The sequence below is a fragment of the Streptomyces sp. NPDC006610 genome, assembly GCF_040611575.1.
Taxonomy (GTDB): domain Bacteria; phylum Actinomycetota; class Actinomycetes; order Streptomycetales; family Streptomycetaceae; genus Streptomyces.
In genome coordinates this window covers 1-18,766 of sequence record NZ_JBEXOP010000017.1, presented here as the reverse complement: position 1 = coordinate 18,766, position 18,766 = coordinate 1, and the positions used below count along the sequence as shown (strand labels likewise).

Sequence of the window (18,766 nt, the reverse complement as noted above, 5' to 3'; positions counted from 1 at the left end):
GCGGCGTCTCGCGGGCGGGCGGGGACTGACGGGGCGGACGCCCTCGCCGTGGCGTGTGGTGGGGCTGCCGCCCGCGGCGAGGACAGGGCGGGCGAGCGGCCGGAAGCGCGCAGATCACGGCCGCCCGTCAGCCGGTGGGCGCTCCTCCGTCCGCCGGCCGCTTCCCCGGCCGCGGCGCGGTCCGTGCCCGGCGGGCCGCCAGCGCGCGCAGCGCCGCCGCCCTCGCGGACGAGGAGCCGGCGTCGCCGGTGGGGACGGAGGTCCGGTCCGGCCGTGGTCCGGCACCCGCTTCCGACACGGTTCCCGGTCCGGATACACCTCCCGGTCCCGACACGGCTCCGGGGACGGCCGGAGCGGCTCGCCGGGCCGTGGACAGAGCGGTCAGGAAGCGTTCCGGCGCGCCCGGGTCGAGCCCGGCGACGAAGGCGTGCGCCGCCCGCCGGGAGGCTCCCGACCTGGCCCGGTACGCCGTCTCGTCCTCCAGCAGGGCGCGCAGCGCCGTCAGCCAGGGCGTCACGTCCTGCGGCGGGATCACCGGCTCCGGACGTGCCTGGCCGGCCCGCGCCGCGTACCCGGTCACCGGGCGCACCGGCAGCGTCCCGGCCACGCCCAGCTCCGCCTCCGCGAGTCCGCCGACCGCGGAGGCCAGCACGGGGATGCCCCGCAGCTGCGCCTCCACCGCGCTGTAGCCGAAGGTCTCGTCCCACAGCGAGGGCATCAGCAGCACCGAGGTGCGGCTCAGGACGTCGTCGATGTCGTCGACGGGCGCGGTCAGTTCGATGTTGCGGCGACGGCGCAGCCGCTCCAGGTCCGCGGGCTGCGTGCCCCACGTCGGCACGGCCAGGAAGGGCACGTCGGGCAGGGCGTCGGCCAGACCCAGCAGCACCGTGATGCCCTTGTAGCCGCACGGGTTGATCAGCGTGACCGCGCGGCCGTCGGCACCGGCGGCGCCGTGGTCGGGGAAGGGCCCCGGCCCGTAGACGTGCGGGTGGATCAGCACCGAGTCGAGGCCCGCGTGGTCGGCGACGTACCGCTGGGCGGCACGGCTCACCGCGACCACCGCGGCGGCCCGGCGCACCAGCGCCGTCCCGGCCGCGCTGGGGTAGAACGCCCCCGGCCCGAACGGCAGTTGCTGCAGGGTGTGCACGAGGTAGACGACGCGGTCGGGAGTGGCCGCGAGGGCCGCGCCGAGCACCATCAGACCCGGGTCGTCGCTGGGCGTCAGGGTGACGTCGGGGCCGAGGACGCGGGCGGCGGCGCGGATCCGGCCCGGCAGCAGCCAGGGCGAGCGCACGGCGTGCACCTCCACGCCCCCGTACCGGTAGACGACGGCGTCGGGACCGTCGTCCAGCACGGTGGCGCCGCGTTCGCGCAGCGCCGCCACGGCGGCGTCCGGACCGGTCTCCGGACCGGTGGCGAGCGCGCCGGTCAGCGGGCCGACCACGAGACAGGTGTGACCGCGGCGGGCCAGCTCCTCCATCAGCAGCCGGTTGGAGCGGTTCGCGCCGCCGTGCGAGGGCAGGTGGATGAGGTTCTGGGCGAGCAGGATCTTCACCGGGCCGCTCCGTCGGGGGACGCGGCGGCGCGGGCGGCGCGCAGCCGGGCGCGGTCCGGTGCGGACAGCGCGCGCAGCCGGGCGACGGTGCCCGCCACCGGCCGTTCCAGCGCGGCCAGTTGCCGGGCCGCGGCCACCGCACCGCCCTTTGGGAGGGTGAGGTCCGTAACGGGGTGCTGGTCACGGGTGCGGGTGGCCACGGCGGCTCCGTCTGCGGGGACCGGCACCTCGGACGCGCGTTCCCGGGTGCCGTCGCCGACCGTGGCGTCGGGCGCCCGCTCGGCATGACCGGCGCCGGCCGCCACACCGGCGGCCCGCTCGCCGTACCCCTCGTCGGCCGCCGCCGCGACGATGGCCTCCGCCAGCTCCCCGGGCCCCCACCCCTCGGCGGGAGCCACGCGGGCCAGGCCGCGGCGGGCGAGGCGGGCGGCGTTGTCCGGGCGGTCGATGCCGTCGGCCATGACCACCTGCGGGCAGCCGGCCGCCAGCGCCCGCGCACAGGTGCCGATGCCGCCGTGATGGACCAGCGCGGCGGCCCGCGGCAGCACGTCGGCGAACCGGATCCCGGGCTGCCAGCGCACGTTGGGCGGCAGCCGGTCCGGCAGCAGGTCGCGGTGGCGCACCACGAGGGTGGTGGGCAGGCCGGTCAGCCCGGCGGCCTCGGTGAGCGCCGGGTAGTAGCGGGGGTGCAGCATCCGGCCGGTTCCGCCGGTGGCGAGGACGGAACCGGGCGGCGGGGCGCCGGCCTCCCCGGAGACGTCCTGCGCCCCGGCCCTCTCCCCGAGGGCCCGGGACGCGGTGTCCGCGAGGGGGAAGCCCGTCAGCCGCACCCAGTACGGGGAGCGCGGCCCGGCCTCGTCGAACCACCGCGGCCACAGGCCGATCACGGCGTCGCAGGCGTCGAACCAGCGCCGCCAGTCGTCGACGGGAGGCAGCCCCAGGCCGGCCCGCACCTCGGTGAAGCCGGCGACCAGTTCGGTCCCGTAGGTGTGGGCGGCCACGGGCGCCGCCATCACCTGGGTCGGCGCCAGCGCCAGCCAGGCGGCCGGGGCGCCGAGCAGTTCGCCGACGAAGCGCACCGACACACCGGAGGTGTGCCGGCCGACGAGCACCGTCTCGCCGGGACGGTACAGCTCCCGCAGCATCGCGCACTCCCGGGCGATCTGCTCGAACATGCCGTTGCGCCGGTAGAAGCCCTCCCAGCCGAGGCGGCCGGGGGCGGAGCCGAGCAGGCCGGGCGTGTCGGCCAGGGTGCGCTCAAAGGCGGACTCGTCGTCGATGGCCCGGAAGCCGAGACCGGCCGCGACGGCGGCGTCCCGGTAGGGCGCGTGGGTCAGCAGCACCACACGGTGCCCCGCCCCGGCGAGGGCGGCGCCCACCGCCACGAAGGGCAGCACGTCGCCGTCGCTGCCGTGCGTCACCAGCAGGAAGAGGGACATCCGCCCGCCTACGCCGACTCGGCGCCGACGCCACCGCCGGCGCCGGTGGAGTCCGCCAGCAGGGCGCTGAGCTCTTCCTCGCTCATGCCGTCCAACTCGGCTTCCAGGGCGCGCAGTTCGTCGGCGTCCAACGCGCCCAGCAGCAGCTCGTCCACCGCGGCGGCGGCGCCGCGCACGGTGAAGCCCTCGGTGAACAGGCGGTCGAGGGGCAGTTCCACGCCCCAGGTGTCCTGCACCCCGGCGAGCATCCGGACCAGGTTCAGCGAGGTGCCGCCGGCCGCGAAGAAGTCGGTGTCGACGTCTTCGGGTGCGGTGCCCAAGGCTTCGGCCCACAGGGCCGCCACGCACTCCTCGGTCGGGGTCATCGGGCCCCTCCGCCCACTAGGGAACGGACACGGGCGTACGGGACGTCCATCGTGGTTCTCCTTGCGCACTTGCACATGACTGACAGAGGGGTCCGCCGGCGGAACCGGCCGGGCCCGCGACGTACCGATGCGTGGGGGGAGTCGTGCAGCTGGAAAGAGAGACCGGGGAGTCGACTGCTCACCCGGGGCCATTCCCTGAAGTGGGAGCGCTCCCACGATGGCCCGAAGCATTTCCCCCGTCCCGCCGACGGTAGTTCAGCAGCGGCCCGTCGGGCCTGTCAATGCGTACGCAAGGGGAAATTGGGCCACAGGCGACCGCGATTGGCCGGTCGCACCCCCGTCGCGTCCCCTGGCGCGGGCGGCGGAGGCAGCAGGCAACTGCATGGCAACGGGAGGGGGCAGGGGGAGGGGAAGGGGGAAGACACAGGCCACGTGCAGCGGACGGCGGAGGCCGCAGGCGGGGTTCTTGCCCTGACGGCTGACGACGCTTCGGCTGCAGGACACCGTATGGTCACACCGGACGGGCACGTTTCGGCCGTCCCCGCTTGACTCGCCTGGCATGCGTCCGCCTCCCCGCCCCCGGACGCGATGCGAAAGGACGTCGTACGCCGTGTCCCTGCTTCGGTCAGCGGCCCTCCCCCAGCCGCTCCCCGCCCCCGCCGCCGCCCCGGGCGGCCTGCCCACCCCCGCTCCCGCTCCCGTCTCCGTCCGGGTTCGCGGTCCGCTGCGCTCCCCCGTCGTCTCCAGGCTCGCCCGGCACGCCTTCGCCGTGCTTCCGCTGCTGGTCATCGGGGCCTGGGCGGTGGTCGACTGGCCGTCCATGCGGGCCGGCGCGGCCCGGCTGGCCGGGGCCGAACCGGGCTGGCTGCTCGCCGCGTTCGGGTTCACCTGCCTCGGCTGGGTGGCCGCCGCGCTGAACCGGCAGGGCGCCATACCGGAACGGCTCCCGCCGGGACTGCTGCTCGCCTCGCAGTTCGCGGCCGGCGCCGCCAACCACGTCCTCCCGGCCAGCATCGGCGCGCACGCCGTCACCCTGCGCTTCCTTCAGGCCCAGGGCATCCCGCTCGCCCGGGGCACCGCCTCGCTCGCCCTGTACTCGCTGGTCAGACCGGTCGCCAAGACGATGGTCCTGCTCGTGTTCCTGATCGCCTTCCCCGGCATGCTGCGCCTCGGCGCCCTGTTGCCGGACGACCGCACGCTCCTCGTGGTCGCCGCCTCGGTGCCGGCCGCCGGGGCCGCGGCGGCCGTGCTCCTGACGACCGTGCCCGCCCTGCGCCGCCCGACCGCGTCCTTCCTGCGCACCGCCCTCACCGACGCGCGGGTCCTGCACACCCGCCCCAGCCGAATCCTCGCCCTGTGGGGCGGGGCCGCCGCCACGCCGCTGATCCAGGGCAGCGTGATCGCCACGGTCGGCTTCTCGCTGGGGCTGCCACTGAGCTGGGCGCAGGTGGTGTTCGCGCTGCTCGTCGCCAGCACCGCGGTCGGCGCGGTCCCGGCGCCGGGCGGCATCGGCCCGGTGGACGCGGCGCTCGTCTTCACGATGGTGGCGTTCGGCGCGCCGGTGGGCCTGGCGACGGCGACCGTCGTGGCCTACCGAGTGGTGACGGTGTGGGTGCCGCTGCTGCCGGGCGCGCTGGTCCTGTCGGCGCTGGTGCACCGGAAGGTGCTGTGACGGAGGGACGGTGAGGGAGGGGCGGTGACGACAGGCGCGGTGACGGAAGGCTTCAGTCCAGGCCCAGCCGGCGCAGGACGCCCGTCGTGTCCGGTTCGGCGGTCAGACCGGCCGGCAGCGGCGGCCGGCGTACGACGACGACGGGCAGGCCCTGGGCGCGGGCGGCCGTGAGCTTCGCGGCCGTCGCCGCTCCCCCGCTGTCCTTGGTGACCAGGACGTCGATGCGGTGCTCGCGCAGCAACGCGGACTCGCCGGCGACGTCGAACGGCCCGCGGGCGAGCAGCACCCGCGTGTCCGGCGGCAGCGGCGGCTCGGGCGGATCCACGGACCGTACGACGAAGTGCAGGCCGGCGAGGTGGGCGAAGGCGGCGAGGCCCAGCCGGCCGGTGGTGAGCAGGACCCGGCGGCCCAGGCGGGGCAGCAGTGCGGCGGCGGCGTCCAGGGAGGCGACCGGATGCCAGTCGTCCCCGAGGGCCGGCCGCCAGCCCGGCCTGCGCAGCACCACGGCCGGCACGCCGGTCAGCGCCGCCGCCCGCGCCGCGTTGGCCGTGATCGTCTCGGCGAAGGGATGGGTGGCGTCCACGAGGGCGTCCACGTCGTGCGCGAGCATCCACTGGGCGAGCCCCTGCGGCCCGCCGAAGCCTCCGACGCGCACCTCACCGGGGAGCGCCCCCGGCCGGGTCACCCGGCCCGCCAGCGAGGTCGTCACCCGCACGTCCGGCCGCGCGGACAGGGCGGCGGCCAGTTCACGGGCCTCGGTGGTGCCGCCGAGGATCAGGACGTGGGGGGACGGGGACATGGGGGTGAGCGTACGCCGACGGGATCTCACGGTCGGGGGGGGCGTCGTCACGGCAACAGCAGCTGCACGCCGCCCACGACCGTCGCCGCGATCACGAGTTGTTCGAACAGTCGCTGGTTGATGCGGTTCACAGCCCATTTGCCGACCACCGCACCAGGCACGACGAACAGCACGAGTGCGGCGTCCAGCAGCAGCGAGCGGCCGTCGATCAGGCCCAGCCCGACGCTGAACGGCACCTTCGACACGTTCACGACCAGGAAGAAGAACGCCGACGTCCCCAGGAATCCCAGCTTCCGGAACCCCGCCGACAGCAGGTACAGCGACATCACCGGCCCGCCCGCGTTGGCGACCATCGTCGTGAAGCCGCCCAGGACGCCGTACGACCGCGCCTTGATCCGGCCGGCCGCGGTGGCCACCTCCTCCGGCTCGGGCTCCGGTTCCCCCGCCGTCCCGGCCCGCCGCCGGCGCCACACCGTCACGCCCGCCATCAGCAGCAGGATCGCTCCGATCGACCTGCGGACGACGTCGTCACCGGCCCACATCAGGAAGACCGTGCCGAGGACGACCCCCGCCCCGACAGCCGGGAACAGCCGCCACAGCGTGGGCCAGTGGGCGTGCCGCCGGTAGGTGGCGGAGGCCACCACGTCCCCGGCGATCAGCAGCGGAAGCAGTACGCCGGTGGAGGCGCGGGCCGGAAGCACCGCCGCGAAGATGGCGAGGCTGACCGTGTTGGCGCCGCTCACAGCCGTTTTCGAGAAGCCGACGAGAAACACGGCGAGGGCGAGGGCGGCGAACTGCCAGCCGTTGATGTTCCAGAGCGTCATCGTGTCCATGCGGACACTCATGCTAGGCGTATGCGATCAACGCCTGATCAGCACCGCACCGACCGCCCCATCACCACCGCACCGACCGCCGCATCAGTGCCGTACCGCCGCCCGGCCGGCACCGCACCCACCGCCGGATCAGCGCCGCACCGCCGCCCCACCAGCGCCGCACCCACCGCCGGATCAGCGCCGCACCGCCGCCCCACCAGCGCCGCACCCACCGCCGGATCAGCGCCGCACCGCCGCCCCACCAGCGCCGCGCCCACCGCCTGATCAGCACCGCACCGGCAGCGGGGCAAGCGCCGCATCCGCCCCCGCCCCGCTCCCGTTCACGCCCGCTCGACGAGCACCGCGCTGCCCTGCCCCACGCCCACGCACATCGTCGCCAGCCCCCGCCCCGCGCCGGTGCGGCGCATCCGGTGCAGCAGCGTCGTCAGGATGCGGGCGCCGGAGCAGCCCAGCGGATGGCCGAGGGCGATCGCGCCGCCGCTGGGGTTGACCAGCTCGGGGTCGAAGCCGAGCTGCTCCACGCAGGCGAGGGCCTGTGCCGCGAACGCCTCGTTGAACTCGGCCTCCTCGACGTCCCCCACCTCCCAGCCGGCGCGCGCCAGCACCTTCCGCGTCGCCGGGACCGGGCCGATGCCCATCACGTCGGGGTGCACCCCCGCGGAGGCGCCGGCGACATAGCGGCCGAGGGATACGAGACCGAGATCGTTCAGGGCCTCCTCGCTGACCAGCAGCAGACCGGCCGCGCCGTCGTTCATGGGAGAGGCGTTGCCCGCGGTCACCGTGCCGCCCGGCCGGAAGACCGGCTTCAGACTCGCCAGCTTCTCGTACGAGGTGTCCTCCCGGACGCACTCGTCGCTGTCGACGATCACCCCGTCCGGGCGTTCCACCGGCAGGAGTTCCGCGTCGAAGTGGCCATTCTTGCGGGCGTCGGCGGCGAGCCGGTGGCTGCGCAGGGCGAACTCGTCCTGCCGCTCGCGCGGGACGCCGTACCGCTCGGCGACCTCCTCGGCGGTCTCGCCCATGGACAGCAGGCCGTGCAGATCCTTCATCGCCGGGTTGACCAGCCGCCAGCCGAGCCGGGTGTCGGCGGTCTCGATGCGGTGCGGCAGGGCCTCGTCGGGGCGGGGCAGCACGAAGGGGGCGCGGCTCATCGACTCGGAGCCGCCGGCGAGGACGACGTCGGCCTCGCCGGCCGCGATGGTGCGGGCGGCGGCGGTGACGGCTTCCAGCCCGGAGGCGCACAGGCGGTTGACCGTGGCGCCGGGCACGGACTCGGGGAGCCCGGCGAGCAGGGCGGCCATGCGGGCGACGTTGCGGTTGTCCTCGCCCGCCTGGTTGGCGGCGCCCCAGTAGACGTCGTCGACGCGGGCGGGGTCGAGCGCCGGCACGTCGGCGATCAGGCCGCGGATGACGGTGGCGGCGAGATCGTCGGGCCGCACGCGGGACAGGGCTCCGCGCAGTTTGCCGATGGGGGTGCGGCGGGCTGCCGCGAAGTGGACGGGACGCACGACGGGACTCCCTCGGGGCTGACCGGGTGACCGGGGTGACCGGATGGTCGGCAGAGTGTTAATTAGCACCGCTAGTTTGCTTCCTGGGACTATAGTCCGCCGCCCGTCCGCCTGGAAAGGACCCCGCACCCGCCCCGTCCGGCGAGACGCGTGGTGTTTACACCGGTTCGCCCGGGGCACCCGCGCTCGCATGGAGTGGTTGCGGAGCGCCGCCTGTGTGGACGAGGACCCCGAACTTTTCTTCCCCGTGGGTACCACCGGTCCCGCACTGCGGGACGTCGCCGCGGCCAAGCGCGTCTGCGCCCGGTGCGCGGTGACCGCCGAGTGTCTGCGCTTCGCGCTGAGCAGCGGGCAGACCTCGGGCGTGTGGGGCGGAACGGCCGAACACGAACGCGCCGCACTGCTCCGCCACTCCAGGGCGTCCAGCACGACCTGAGACCGGACGTCCCGCACGATACGAGGAGAGACACGCACCATGACCGTCGTGAGAAGCACGCTGCCCGACGACGCCCGCCGGGTCGCCTGCGACGCGCTTCAGGAAACCCTGGTGGACCTGCTCGGGCTGTCACTGACCGGCAAGCAGGCGCACTGGAACATCGTGGGCCCGCGTTTCCGTTCCATCCACTTCCAGCTCGACGAACTCGTCTCGAGCGCCCGGAGCTTCGCCGACACCGTGGCGGAGCGGGCCGCGGCCCTGGGCGTGCCGCCGGACGGCCGCCCCGAGACCATCGCCGCCGCCTTCGCGCTGCCCGGCCCCAAGGACGGCTGGCTGCGCGACGAGGAGGTCGTGCGGCTGATGGTGGAGTCGCTGGACGAGGCGATCGGGCGGCTGCGCAAGCGGATCGAGGCGACCGAGAAGCCGGATCCGGTCACGCAGGACCTGCTCATCTCCATCACCGCCGACCTGGAGAAGGCGCGGTGGATGTTCGAGGCGGAGAACTTCCCGCGCGAGTGAGATCGCGAGCGCGGCGCGCAGACGGACGTCGCGAACGAGCCCGCGCCCGAGCAGACGCGAAGGCGTCACGAGCCGATGTCGCTGGGCCATGATCCGTTGAAGTCGTGACCGAAGCGGTCGTCACCGCCCGGACGGTCGCAGTCCGCGGGCCGGTCGCCGTCGCGGCCGCGCGGGCCCCGCACGGGGCGGACCCGCGCGCCCCGCGGCGGGCGGCAGGCCCCGAACACCCCTCCAAGCGGGGGACAATGGCCGGAAGCGACACCGTCCGCGCGTGACAGGACCCTCCACGGCCCGCAGCGGCCGAGTCTCCCCCACCCCTCGACCGGCGTGGTGAGGCCCGCCGACAGGACGCCGAACCGGCAGTCCGCGCCGCCCCGTCGCCCCGTGCCGCACCGGCCGCGGAGGTGGCCGAAGACAGTCTCCGCCCCGGCGCATGATCGTGTCAGACTGCTCGAAACCCCAGGCCCGGCGCACCGCCGGGCAGTCGAGCAGAGGAGCTCCGCGTGACCGGGACCCGGCCGGCCGTCCACATCGACACCACGAAGCCGCATCCGGCGCGGGTGTACGACTGGTACCTCGGCGGCAAGGACAACTACCCGGTGGACGAGCAGCTCGGCCGGCAGATCGCGGCCATCGACAGCGGCGCGCCGCGGGCCGCGCGCAGCAACCGCTGGTTCATGCAGCGCGCCACCCGGCTGCTGGTGCGCGACGGCATCCGCCAGTTCCTGGACATCGGTTCGGGCATACCGACCGAGCCCAACATGCACCAGATCGCCCAGGCCGTCGCGCCGGACGCGCGGGTGGTGTACGTCGACAACGACCCGATCGTCCTCGCCCACGCCGCCGCCCTGCTGCGCGGCACCCCGGAGGGCCGGACGGAGTACCTCCAGGCGGACGCCCGCGATCCGCACGCCATCCTCGAAGGGGCGGCCCAGGTCCTCGACCTCGGCCGGCCGGTCGCGCTCTCGCTGATCGCGCTGATGCACTTCATCGCGGACGAGGACGGCGCCTACGACGTGGTCGACACGCTGGTCGGCGCGCTCGCGCCGGGCAGCTGTCTGGTGCTGTCGGCGATGACGGCCGACTTCGAGCCGGAGAACGTGCGGCGCGGCATCGCGGCGTACACGGCGAACGGGGTCACCCTGGTGGCCCGCTCGCGTGACGAAGTGGGCCGTTTCTTCAGGGGACTGGAGCTGCTGGAGCCCGGTGTCGTGTCCGTGCGTGACTGGCGGCCCGACCTCGCGGGCGACGAATCCGACATCGGCCCGGCGCCGGTGTCGCTGTACGGCGCGGTGGGCCGCAAGCCGTGACGGCCCCGCCCTTGCGGGTGCCCGTGCCCTGAGCCCTGGGCCGCCCCGGCCTCGACGGCACCCCGGCCTCACGAACCCCGGCTCCGAAGGCCTGCGTCCCTCGCCTGACGGCCCCCGCCCCGGTTCAGCCCAGCCGGGCCAGCGCCGCCGACACCAGCGTCCGCGTGCCCGGCAGGAGCACGGCGAGGTCGGGAGCGAAGCGAGGGCTGTGGTTGCTGGGCACGTTGTCCAGCTTCTCCGTCAGGTCCGCCCCCGGCGCCGCCTCCCAGACGCCGGCCGGGGTCGTGGTCACGAACCAGAAGTCGTAGGGGACGCCCTCGGGCGCGAGGAGGGAGAAGTCCTCGCTGCCCATCGCCGGGCCGAAGTCCAGCACCGCTCCCTCGCCCAGGAGCCCGCGGTGGACGGCCGCGATGTGCTCGTCGAGGGCGGCGTCGTTGACGGTGTTGGGGCAGCCGGGCCGCACCGTGACGGTGGGCGGTGCGGGGCATCCGGCGGCCTGGCACTCGCCGGTCACGATCCGGTGGACCGCGGCGAGGACGTCCTCGCGCACCCGGGCGTCCTGGGTGCGCAGGTTGAGGGAGAGCCGGGCCTCGTCGGGGATGACGTTGCCCCGGGTGCCGGCGTGGAAGCAGCCCACCGTGAGGACGGCCGACCGGGCGGCGGCGACCTCCCGCGAGACGACGGTCTGCAGCCGCGTGACGATGAACGCGCCGGTGACGACCGGGTCGACCGTGGTCTCGGGGCGCGAGCCGTGACCGCCGCGGCCGTGCACGACGACCTCGATGTCGTCGGACGCCGACATGATCAGGCCGGGTGTGTGCGCGACGAACCCGGCGAGTCCGGGTGCGGCGTGCTGGCCGAACAGCGCGTCGGGACGCGGGAAGCGCGTGTGCAGCCCGTCCGCGACCATCGCCGCGGCTCCCCCGCCCGACTCCTCGGCGGGCTGCCCGATCACCACCACCGTCCCGGACCACGTCTCCCGTCCGGCGGCGAGCGCCTCGGCGGCGCCGGCCAGCCAGGTGACGTGCAGGTCGTGTCCGCAGGCGTGCATCACGCCGTCGACGGTGGAGGCGTACTCCAGCCCCGTCGCCTCCGGCACGGGCAGCGCGTCCATGTCGCCGCGCAGCCAGACGACCGGCCCGTCCCCGTTGGCCAGGACGCCGACCACGCCGGTGCGGCCGACGTTTTCGGCCACCTCGTAGCCCGCGGCGCGCAGCCGGGCGGCCAGCAGGCCCGCGGTGCGGTGTTCCTCGAAGGCGAGTTCGGGGTGGCGGTGCAGGTCCCGGTAGAGCTGCTCCAGCGCGTGGGGCCGCACGTCGGCGGTGATGTCCCGCGCGAGATCCGCCGCTGCCTGCGGTTCCCTCATGCTGCTTCCTTCCCTCGACCGCGGTTGGCTGGGACGCGTCGTGGCACGCCCGGCGGAGCACCGCGCGATCATGACCGCGTCCGGCTGCCGGTACGCTGTGGCAGCCGCGGCATCTTCCCATCATCACCGGCGCGGACGCGGTGAGTTGCGGCCCGCGGCGTCATGAGGTCACACAGCTTGAGGATGAACGACAGGTGCTCATAGCGGGCCGGTACCGGCTGCAGGATCCCATCGGGCGGGGCGCGATGGGCGAGGTCTGGCGGGCGTACGACGAGACGCTCGGCAGAGCGGTGGCGGTGAAGCTGCTCCTGCCCCAGGACTCCGACCCCACCGCCTCCTCCCGGTTCCGTCTGGAGGCGCAGACCGCGGGCCGGCTGCATCACCCGTACGTGGTGGGCGTGCTGGACTTCGGGTCGTACGAGGACCGGCTGTTCCTCGTGATGGAGCTGGTGGACGGCGACAGTCTGGCGCGGCTGCTCGCCGGGTCCGGTCCGCAGTCCGCCGAGCGGGTGGCCCGGATGGCGGCGCAGGCCGCGGCGGGGCTCGCCGCCGCCCATCAGCAGGGCATCGTGCACCGCGACATCAAGCCGGCCAATCTGCTGCTGGACGCCGACGGCACGCTGAAGATCGGCGACTTCGGCATCGCCCGTTTCCTGGACGACCCGGCCGCCGCGCTCACCGCGACCGGGCAGATCGTGGGCACGAGCCTGTATCTGGCGCCCGAGCGCGCCCTGGGCAGGCCCGCGGGTCCGGCCAGCGACGTCTACTCCCTCGGCTGCGTGCTCTACCAGCTCCTGACCGGCGTGCCGCCGTTCCGTGCCGACACGCCGATCGCGATCCTGCATCAGCATCTGGACGCCGTCCCCGTGCCGCCCCGGCAGCTGGGCGCCGACGTGCCGCCCGCCTTCGAGAGCTATCTGCTGGGCCTGCTGGCCAAGCAGCCAGAGCACCGGCCCACCGCCGCCGAGGTCGCCGAGTGGTTCGCCGGCGGCGCCTGGCAGGGCCGTCCCGAGCCGCTCCCGGCCGCCGCACCGGCTCCGGCCGCGGTCCCCCCTGCCGCCCCGGCGCCGACCACCGCACCGCCGCGGCCGGCCGCCGGGGCCGGACCGGCGACGACGTATGCGCTCCCGTCCCCCTCGCGGGGCCGTGGCCGGTCCGCCGCCGCCCCGGCCGTCACCCCGCGGCGGGTGGCCGCGGCAGCCGCCGCGGTCGCCCTGTTCCTGGGCGCGATGCTGGCGGGCAGGGCGTGGTTCGCCCCGGACGGGACCGCGACGGAGGGCTCCCGCACGGACTCCACCGGTACCTCTGCCCCGGCGAGCCCCTCACCCGGCGCATCGGCCCCGGCGACCCCGTCGTCCTCCCCCACGCCGGTCTCGGCGACCCCGTCGTCCTCCCCCAAGCCGGTCTCGGCCCCGACGCTCTCCTCCCCGACGCCGGCCCCCGAGGACGACGGCGGGCACGACGGCGGCAAGGACGACCGGAGCGGAAAGGGCGGCAAGGACCCCGGGAAGGGCGAGGACCGGGAAGAAGAGGACGACGACTGACGCGCCCGCCTACGCCGACGCCCGCAGGAAGTCGGCCGGCGGGACGAAGAAGCGGGTGCCGGTGACGGCCCGCGAGTAGTCCAGCAGCGGATCGGGGCCCGCGTCGTCCGCGCCGAGGTACATGCGCTCCAGCATCGTCTCCGTCACCTCCGGATCACGGGAGAGGGCGAGGAAGTACGTGCCGAACTCGCCGTGCCCCGGTCTGCCGAACGGCATGGCGGCGCGCACGATCCGCAGCTCGGCGCCGTCCGGCCCGACGACGCTGTTGACGTCCTTGTGGGAGCCGGGCGCGTCGAGTTCGACGTTGGTCTGCTTGGTGCGGCCGATCACCTTCTCCTGGGTCTCCACCGGCAGGCTCTCCCAGGCGTCCACGTCGTGCAGGTACTTCTGCACGACCGCGTAGCTGCCCCCGCGGAAGTCCCGGTCCTCGTCGCCGACGAGGGCCGCGTCGGCGGCGTCGGGTCCGACGGGGTTCTCGGTGCCGTCGACGAAGCCGAGGAGGTTGCGGGCGTCGTAGTAGGCGAAGGCGTGTACCTCGTCCTCGACGACGGCCACCCCGCGCAGCCGCTTCATGATCTCGGCGGCGAGCGCGAAGCACAGGTCCGCCCGGGCCGCCCTGACGTGGAAGAGCAGGTCCCCCGGGGTGGCGACGGCATGGTGGCGAGGCCCCTTCAGCTCGCGGAAGGGGTACAGCCGGGCCGGGCGGGGCCCGGTGAACAGCCGGTCCCAGGCGTCCGACCCCACCCCGGCCACGCAGGACAGGCGTCCGTCGGGGTACGGGAAGCCGAGTGCGCGTTCCCAGCCGGCGAGCCCCGCCAGCACGTCCCGGGCCGTCCTCTCCCCGCCCGGTGCGACGGACACCACCAGGAACACGGCTGCGCTGGTCATCGGGTTCAGCACGGGCTGCGGCTGCCCGCCGGCCGAGGATGTCGGCGACGACATGGCTCCCCTCCCTGTGGGACACGACGCAACGGCCCGGACGGCCGATGGGCCCCTGACACCCTGCCCGTGAGAACCGGCCATGACACGGTCGCAGTCCCGGCGCACGGATGCCCGCCGTGCGCGCCCCGCGCGCCGCTCGTCCGGGTGACCGAGGGGCGGTCAGCCGTCCGCGCCCGGCAGCCCCAGCACGCGCCTTACGGTGCGCAGCACGCCGTCGTCGTTGTTGGAGGGCGCGAGGTGGCGGGCCCGCCGGACGACGTCGGGGTGGGCGTTGGCCATCGCGAAGGACCACTCGGCGGCGTCGAGCATCTCCAGGTCGTTGAGGTAGTCGCCGAACACCATGGTCTGGGCGGGCGTGATGCCCAGTTCCCGCTGGAGGCGGCGGACGGCCGCCCCCTTGTCGGCGGTTCGGTTCATGATGTCGACCCAGTGCTCGCCGGAGACGACGACCTGGTGGGTGGCGGTGAAGGCGGCCAGCGCCGGCGCCGTGGTCCGCTCGACGGGGCCGAAGTCGTAGAGGGCGACCTTGAGGATGTCGTCGTCGACGGCGGTGACGTCGGGGACGACGCGCAGCTCCACGTAGTACCGGCGCACCTCGGCCAGGAAGGCCTCGTCGGCGCGCTCGACGTAGGCGGAGCGCTTGCCGCAGACGACGGCGCCCACGTCGACGCCGTCGGCGGCGAGCCGCCGCACCGCCGCCACCACCTCGGTCCGCGCGGCGGGATCCAGCGGGTCGGAGCTGAGTTCGACGCCGTCGCGCACCACGTAGGTGCCGTTCTCCGCGATGAAGACCATGCCCTGCGACGCCCGCCGGAACTCGCGCGCGAGGGTCGCGTACTGGCGGCCGCTCGCCGGGCTGAACAGCACCCCGCGCTCCGCCAGCTGCTCCAGCACCTCCCACAGCCCCGCCGGGGGCTGCTTGGCGTCGTCGAGGAGGGTGCCGTCCATGTCGGTGACGACCAGCCTGATGTCGGCGGGACCGGCGGGCCGGCCGGAGTCGGCGGGGGCGACGGCGGTGAGGGGCGCGTGCGAGAAGGGCATGTCCTGCTTCCTCCGGGTGAACGGCTGTCCACCCTACCGGTGCCGTCCGGCGCGCCCGTGGGCCGTCCCGCTCACCGGATTGCCGGGACAGAGTGATCACCGGGGCGGCACAATGGCCGGTGAGGGGCGGTCCCGGCAGGGGGCGGCAGAGGAGGACGACGTGAGCGAGGCCCACACCGACGCGGAGGGATCGGCACGGCTGAACACCTCGGTGGCGCACAACGCCCGGGTCTGGAACTTCTGGATCGGCGGCAAGGACAACTACGAGGTGGACCAGCGGGTCGGCACGCACGTCGCGTCGATGTTCCCGCTCGTCCGGGACATCGCCCGCGCCGACCGCGACTTCCTCGGCCGGGCGGTGCGGCATCTGGCGGGCGAGCGCGGGGTGCGGCAGTTCCTCGACATCGGCACCGGGCTGCCGACCGCCGACAACACCCACGAGATCGCGCAGCGCGTCGCGCCCGACGCGCGGATCGTGTACGTCGACAACGACCCGATCGTGCTGCTGCACGCCCGCACCCTGCTCACCGGCACGGCCGAGGGCCGCACCGACTACGTCGACGCCGACGTGCACGACCCCGACGCCATCCTGGAGCGGGCCGGCGGCGTGCTGGACCTGTCGCGTCCCGTGGCGGTGATGATGCTCGGCATCCTCAACTTCGTCCTGGACACCGACGAGGCCCGCCGCATCGTCCGCCGGATCATGGACGCGGTGCCCTCCGGCAGCTTCCTGGTGCTGACGCATCCCACCTTCGAGCCCGACCTGGGCGGCGAGGGTCAGATTCCGGCCATGAAGTTCTGGAACGAGAACGCCACTCCGCCGATCACCGCCCGCGGCCGCGCCGACGTCGCCGCGTTCTTCGACGGCCTGGAACTGCTGGAGCCGGGTCTGGTGTCGTGTGCGCAGTGGCGCGCCGGACTTCACGCGCCGGTGGTGGTGCCGCAGTTCGGCGCGGTCGCCGTCAAACCCTGACACGGACGGGGAGCAGTCCGGACGACACCGAAAGTATGATCAAGCAATGTCTGACATGACCGAAACCACGCCCGGTTGGCTCACGCCCGACGAACTCGAACTGGCCCGCGCCCGTATGCCCATCCTGTACGTCGAGGCCGTGCCGGTGCGCGTCGACGACAGCGGCGAGGTCACCAGCATCGGCCTGCTGCTGCGCATCGGACCGGACGGCACGGTCAGCCGCACCCTGGTCTCCGGCCGCGTCATGCACCACGAGCGCGTCCGGGACGCCCTGCTGCGCCACCTGGAGAAGGACCTCGGCCCGGTCGCCCTCCCGCGCATCCCGGCCTCGCTGCAGCCCTTCACGGTCGCCGAGTACTTCCCGACGCAAGGCATCACGCCGTACCACGACCCGCGTCAGCACGCGGTGTCCCTGGCCTACGTCGTCCCGGTGACCGGCGACTGCCGGCCCCGGCAGGACGCCCTCGACCTGGTGTGGTTCGACCCGCACGAGGCGGCGTCCCCCCAGTTGCACAGCGAGATGCCGGGCGGACACGGGGTCCTGCTCAAGCAGGCGCTCGCCCATGTGGGCCTCACCTTCTGAGCCCCGGAACCTTCTGAGACCGGGACCGGGAACCGGGCCCGGAACGCGTTCAGCGGGTCCGCCGACATCGGCGGACCCGCTGAACAACACCGTCGGGACGACAGGATTTGAACCTGCGACCCCTTGACCCCCAGTCAAGTGCGCTACCAAGCTGCGCCACGTCCCGGTGCCGTCTGACCTGGGGTTTCCCCCGGCCGAACGCGCAGGGAAACAATACCGCACTCCGGTCGGTGATCGCGCACGGCTTTGTCCGCGCGGAGCCCGGGGCCCTCACTCCCCCGGCGGCAGCCCCAGGCGGGGGTGGGCCTCCAGCAACCGGGTCGGGGCCGCCTGGCGCCAGGAGTCGGCGAGGATGGCCCGCAGCTCGTCCTCGTCGTCCAGGGCGGCCAGGCGGGCCCGCACCCAGGCGAACTGGGACTCGTGGTCGGCGATCCAGAACTTCCCCGGCTCGGCCAGCACCAGCTCGTCGCGCTCCTCCTTGGGACAGCGCACGGCCATGGAGGTCTCGTCCTCCGGGAGGGTGGCGAACATCTTCCCCGCGACCCGGAACGTGGGCATGCTCCAGGCGATCTTCTCCGTCGTGTCCGGCAGGGACAGGGCGATACGACGTACGTCTTCGGCATCCGGCATGATCGGCACCGTAGCGGCAGGCACTGACACTCACCCCGCGGACAGGTGTTTGTAGTACAGCGTGGTGGGGCGCAGCACGCCCGACGGGTCCGCCGCGTAGTCGGGGATCGTCCCGGCCCTGGTCCAGCCGGCGCCGCGGTAGAGGCGTTCGGCGGGGCTGCCGCTCTCGGTGTCCAGGTGGAGCAGGGTCATCCCCAAGGCGGCGGCCGCGCCTTCCGCGGTGTCCAGCAGCCGGCGGCCCAGTCCGCGCCCGCGGGCGTCCCGGTGCACCATCAGCTTGACCAGCTCCGCGCGGTGCCGGCTGTTGGGCTTGTCCGGGAAGACCAGGCTCACCGTGCCGACGACCCGCTCCCCGTCGTACGCCGCCCACACCGCGCTCTCCCCGGCGGCCACGGCGCGGGCCCGCCCCTGCCACCAGGCGACGGCGTCCGCCCGCGCGAGCGGCGCGAGGAACCCGACGGAGGCGCCGCCGGCGACGGTGTCGACCAGCAGATCGGCCAGCTGTTCGACGCGGTCGAGCACCCGCGTCGCATCCAGCGCGGTCACGGTCACGGCAGCACCACCGCCAGCGCGTACCGTGCGGCGCCGGGCCCGGCGCACCGGAACCGGGTCGGCCCCCACACGCGCAGCCGCAGGCAGTCGCCGGCGTCGAGGCGGTGCTCGACGTCCTGCGCGGTCACGGCGAGGGTCCCGTCCAGGACCCAGATGTGCTGTTCCAGGCCGGGGACGGGCGGCCGGTCGTAGGCGATGTCGGCGCCGGGTGCGAGCCGTCCCTCGACGAGTTCGCCGCGCAGCCCGGAGTGCGGCGGCGACACGGACCGCCGTACGAAGCCGGAGGCGCGGTCCTCCCACACCTGCTGGTCGGCGGCGCGCACCAGCGGCTCCGGTTCGGCCTCGACCTCGCCGAGGAGGCGGGACATGGTGCGGCCGTAGACGGCGCAGAGGCGGTTCAGCACGGCGGCCGTGGGGCTGATCTCCGCGCGCTCGGCACGGGACAGGGTGGAGCGGCTGACACCGCTGCGCTCGGCCAGTTCCCCCAGCGACCAGCCGCGCTCGGCCCGCAGCTCGGCGAGGCGCGCGCCCAGCCGGGCGTCGACGTCGGGGAGGGGAGCGCCGGGGGAATGAGGATCGGCGTGTCTCATATCCGGGATGTTATCCCGGATATGTGAAACGCCGCGAGGGGGGCGCCGCGTCCTACACCGCCGGGACCACCCGGCGGGTGAAGGGGTGGGCCGACGCGCCGCGGCGGGG

General features: G+C 74.6%; 20 protein-coding genes and 1 tRNA gene. 7 read left to right on the top strand and 14 right to left on the bottom strand.

The genetic code is table 11. The features are described 5' to 3' along the window. Positions 1–127: 127 nt before the first annotated feature. From ABZY13_RS16230 to ABZY13_RS16220, 3 genes are read right to left on the bottom strand one after another with little or no spacing between them, the layout of a single operon-like run. Positions 128–1,555 (bottom strand): glycosyltransferase, encoded by a 1,428-nt coding sequence (locus ABZY13_RS16230; protein ID WP_356631083.1) that lies wholly within the window; start codon positions 1,553–1,555, stop codon positions 128–130. Then, positions 1,552–2,994, bottom strand: a complete 1,443-nt coding sequence (locus ABZY13_RS16225) for a nucleotide disphospho-sugar-binding domain-containing protein (RefSeq protein WP_356631081.1) — start codon at positions 2,992–2,994, stop codon at positions 1,552–1,554. The genes ABZY13_RS16230 and ABZY13_RS16225 overlap by 4 nt, the downstream gene beginning before the upstream one ends. Before the next feature lie 8 nt (positions 2,995–3,002). Beyond that, the gene (locus ABZY13_RS16220; protein ID WP_356631079.1) at positions 3,003–3,359 is read right to left on the bottom strand and encodes a phosphopantetheine-binding protein; all 357 of its coding nucleotides are present in this window, start codon (positions 3,357–3,359) and stop codon (positions 3,003–3,005) included. A 610-nt stretch (positions 3,360–3,969) separates the two neighbouring features. Here ABZY13_RS16220 and ABZY13_RS16215 point away from each other — a divergent pair. Next, on the top strand, positions 3,970–5,031 hold the full coding sequence (locus ABZY13_RS16215; protein WP_356631077.1) for a lysylphosphatidylglycerol synthase domain-containing protein: 1,062 nt from the start codon (positions 3,970–3,972) through the stop codon (positions 5,029–5,031). Between the two features lie 52 nt (positions 5,032–5,083). Here the strand turns inward: ABZY13_RS16215 and ABZY13_RS16210 are convergent, their stop codons facing one another. From ABZY13_RS16210 to ABZY13_RS16195, 4 genes are all read right to left on the bottom strand, one after another. Then, positions 5,084–5,830, bottom strand: coding sequence for a cobalt-precorrin-6A reductase (locus ABZY13_RS16210; protein ID WP_356631075.1), 747 nt, complete (start codon positions 5,828–5,830; stop codon positions 5,084–5,086). A 47-nt stretch (positions 5,831–5,877) separates the two neighbouring features. Next, positions 5,878–6,663, bottom strand: coding sequence for a sulfite exporter TauE/SafE family protein (locus ABZY13_RS16205; protein WP_356631073.1), 786 nt, complete (start codon positions 6,661–6,663; stop codon positions 5,878–5,880). Positions 6,664–6,724: 61 nt separating this feature from the next. Next, a complete protein-coding gene (locus ABZY13_RS16200) occupies positions 6,725–6,934 on the bottom strand; it encodes a hypothetical protein (protein WP_356631071.1) in 210 nt (69 codons plus the stop codon). A gap of 49 nt (positions 6,935–6,983) precedes the next feature. Then, positions 6,984–8,171, bottom strand: a complete 1,188-nt coding sequence (locus ABZY13_RS16195) for a thiolase family protein (protein WP_356631069.1) — start codon at positions 8,169–8,171, stop codon at positions 6,984–6,986. A gap of 190 nt (positions 8,172–8,361) precedes the next feature. On the opposite strand from ABZY13_RS16195, the gene ABZY13_RS16190 reads away from it, so the two are divergent. From ABZY13_RS16190 to ABZY13_RS16180, 3 genes are all read left to right on the top strand, one after another. Further along, positions 8,362–8,607: a WhiB family transcriptional regulator gene (locus ABZY13_RS16190; protein ID WP_356631067.1), complete on the top strand. Its 246-nt coding sequence runs from the start codon at positions 8,362–8,364 to the stop codon at positions 8,605–8,607. Positions 8,608–8,646: 39 nt separating this feature from the next. Continuing rightward, positions 8,647–9,126 carry a DNA starvation/stationary phase protection protein gene (locus ABZY13_RS16185; RefSeq protein ID WP_356631065.1) on the top strand — a complete coding sequence of 160 codons (480 nt, stop codon included), beginning with the start codon at positions 8,647–8,649 and terminating at the stop codon, positions 9,124–9,126. 503 nt (positions 9,127–9,629) lie between these two features. Further along, positions 9,630–10,436 (top strand): SAM-dependent methyltransferase, encoded by an 807-nt coding sequence (locus ABZY13_RS16180; protein WP_356631063.1) that lies wholly within the window; start codon positions 9,630–9,632, stop codon positions 10,434–10,436. A 124-nt stretch (positions 10,437–10,560) separates the two neighbouring features. On the opposite strand, the gene ABZY13_RS16175 is transcribed toward ABZY13_RS16180, so the two are convergent. Further along, positions 10,561–11,802, bottom strand: a complete 1,242-nt coding sequence (locus tag ABZY13_RS16175; RefSeq protein WP_356631061.1) for an amidohydrolase — start codon at positions 11,800–11,802, stop codon at positions 10,561–10,563. 194 nt (positions 11,803–11,996) lie between these two features. On the opposite strand from ABZY13_RS16175, the gene ABZY13_RS16170 reads away from it, so the two are divergent. Then, positions 11,997–13,346: a protein kinase gene (locus tag ABZY13_RS16170; protein ID WP_356631059.1), complete on the top strand. Its 1,350-nt coding sequence runs from the start codon at positions 11,997–11,999 to the stop codon at positions 13,344–13,346. Between the two features lie 9 nt (positions 13,347–13,355). Here ABZY13_RS16170 and ABZY13_RS16165 read toward each other — a convergent pair whose 3' ends face one another. Both ABZY13_RS16165 and ABZY13_RS16160 read right to left on the bottom strand, forming a co-directional pair. Then, entirely contained in the window at positions 13,356–14,288 is a 933-nt protein-coding gene (locus tag ABZY13_RS16165) for a Dyp-type peroxidase (protein ID WP_356631057.1), read from the bottom strand. Between the two features lie 159 nt (positions 14,289–14,447). Further along, positions 14,448–15,329 (bottom strand): Cof-type HAD-IIB family hydrolase, encoded by an 882-nt coding sequence (locus tag ABZY13_RS16160; protein ID WP_356631055.1) that lies wholly within the window; start codon positions 15,327–15,329, stop codon positions 14,448–14,450. A 160-nt stretch (positions 15,330–15,489) separates the two neighbouring features. On the opposite strand from ABZY13_RS16160, the gene ABZY13_RS16155 reads away from it, so the two are divergent. Together ABZY13_RS16155 and ABZY13_RS16150 are read left to right on the top strand one after the other, a co-directional pair. Then, positions 15,490–16,302 carry an SAM-dependent methyltransferase gene (locus ABZY13_RS16155; RefSeq protein ID WP_356631053.1) on the top strand — a complete coding sequence of 271 codons (813 nt, stop codon included), beginning with the start codon at positions 15,490–15,492 and terminating at the stop codon, positions 16,300–16,302. 46 nt (positions 16,303–16,348) lie between these two features. After that, on the top strand, positions 16,349–16,885 hold the full coding sequence (locus ABZY13_RS16150) for an NUDIX hydrolase family protein (protein ID WP_356631051.1): 537 nt from the start codon (positions 16,349–16,351) through the stop codon (positions 16,883–16,885). Positions 16,886–16,977: 92 nt separating this feature from the next. Here the strand turns inward: ABZY13_RS16150 and ABZY13_RS16145 are convergent. The 4 genes from ABZY13_RS16145 to ABZY13_RS16130 all read right to left on the bottom strand — a co-directional run bounded on the left by ABZY13_RS16145 (position 16,978) and on the right by ABZY13_RS16130 (position 18,657). Continuing rightward, positions 16,978–17,051: transfer RNA gene (locus ABZY13_RS16145), tRNA-Pro, on the bottom strand. A gap of 104 nt (positions 17,052–17,155) precedes the next feature. Further along, positions 17,156–17,515, bottom strand: coding sequence for an MmcQ/YjbR family DNA-binding protein (locus ABZY13_RS16140; RefSeq protein WP_356631049.1), 360 nt, complete (start codon positions 17,513–17,515; stop codon positions 17,156–17,158). A 30-nt stretch (positions 17,516–17,545) separates the two neighbouring features. Beyond that, complete coding sequence (locus ABZY13_RS16135; protein ID WP_356631047.1) at positions 17,546–18,067, bottom strand: GNAT family N-acetyltransferase; 522 nt, start codon at positions 18,065–18,067, stop codon at positions 17,546–17,548. Beyond that, the gene (locus ABZY13_RS16130; RefSeq protein WP_356631045.1) at positions 18,064–18,657 is read right to left on the bottom strand and encodes an XRE family transcriptional regulator; all 594 of its coding nucleotides are present in this window, start codon (positions 18,655–18,657) and stop codon (positions 18,064–18,066) included. The genes ABZY13_RS16135 and ABZY13_RS16130 overlap by 4 nt, the downstream gene beginning before the upstream one ends. Between the last annotated feature and the right edge of the window lie 109 nt (positions 18,658–18,766).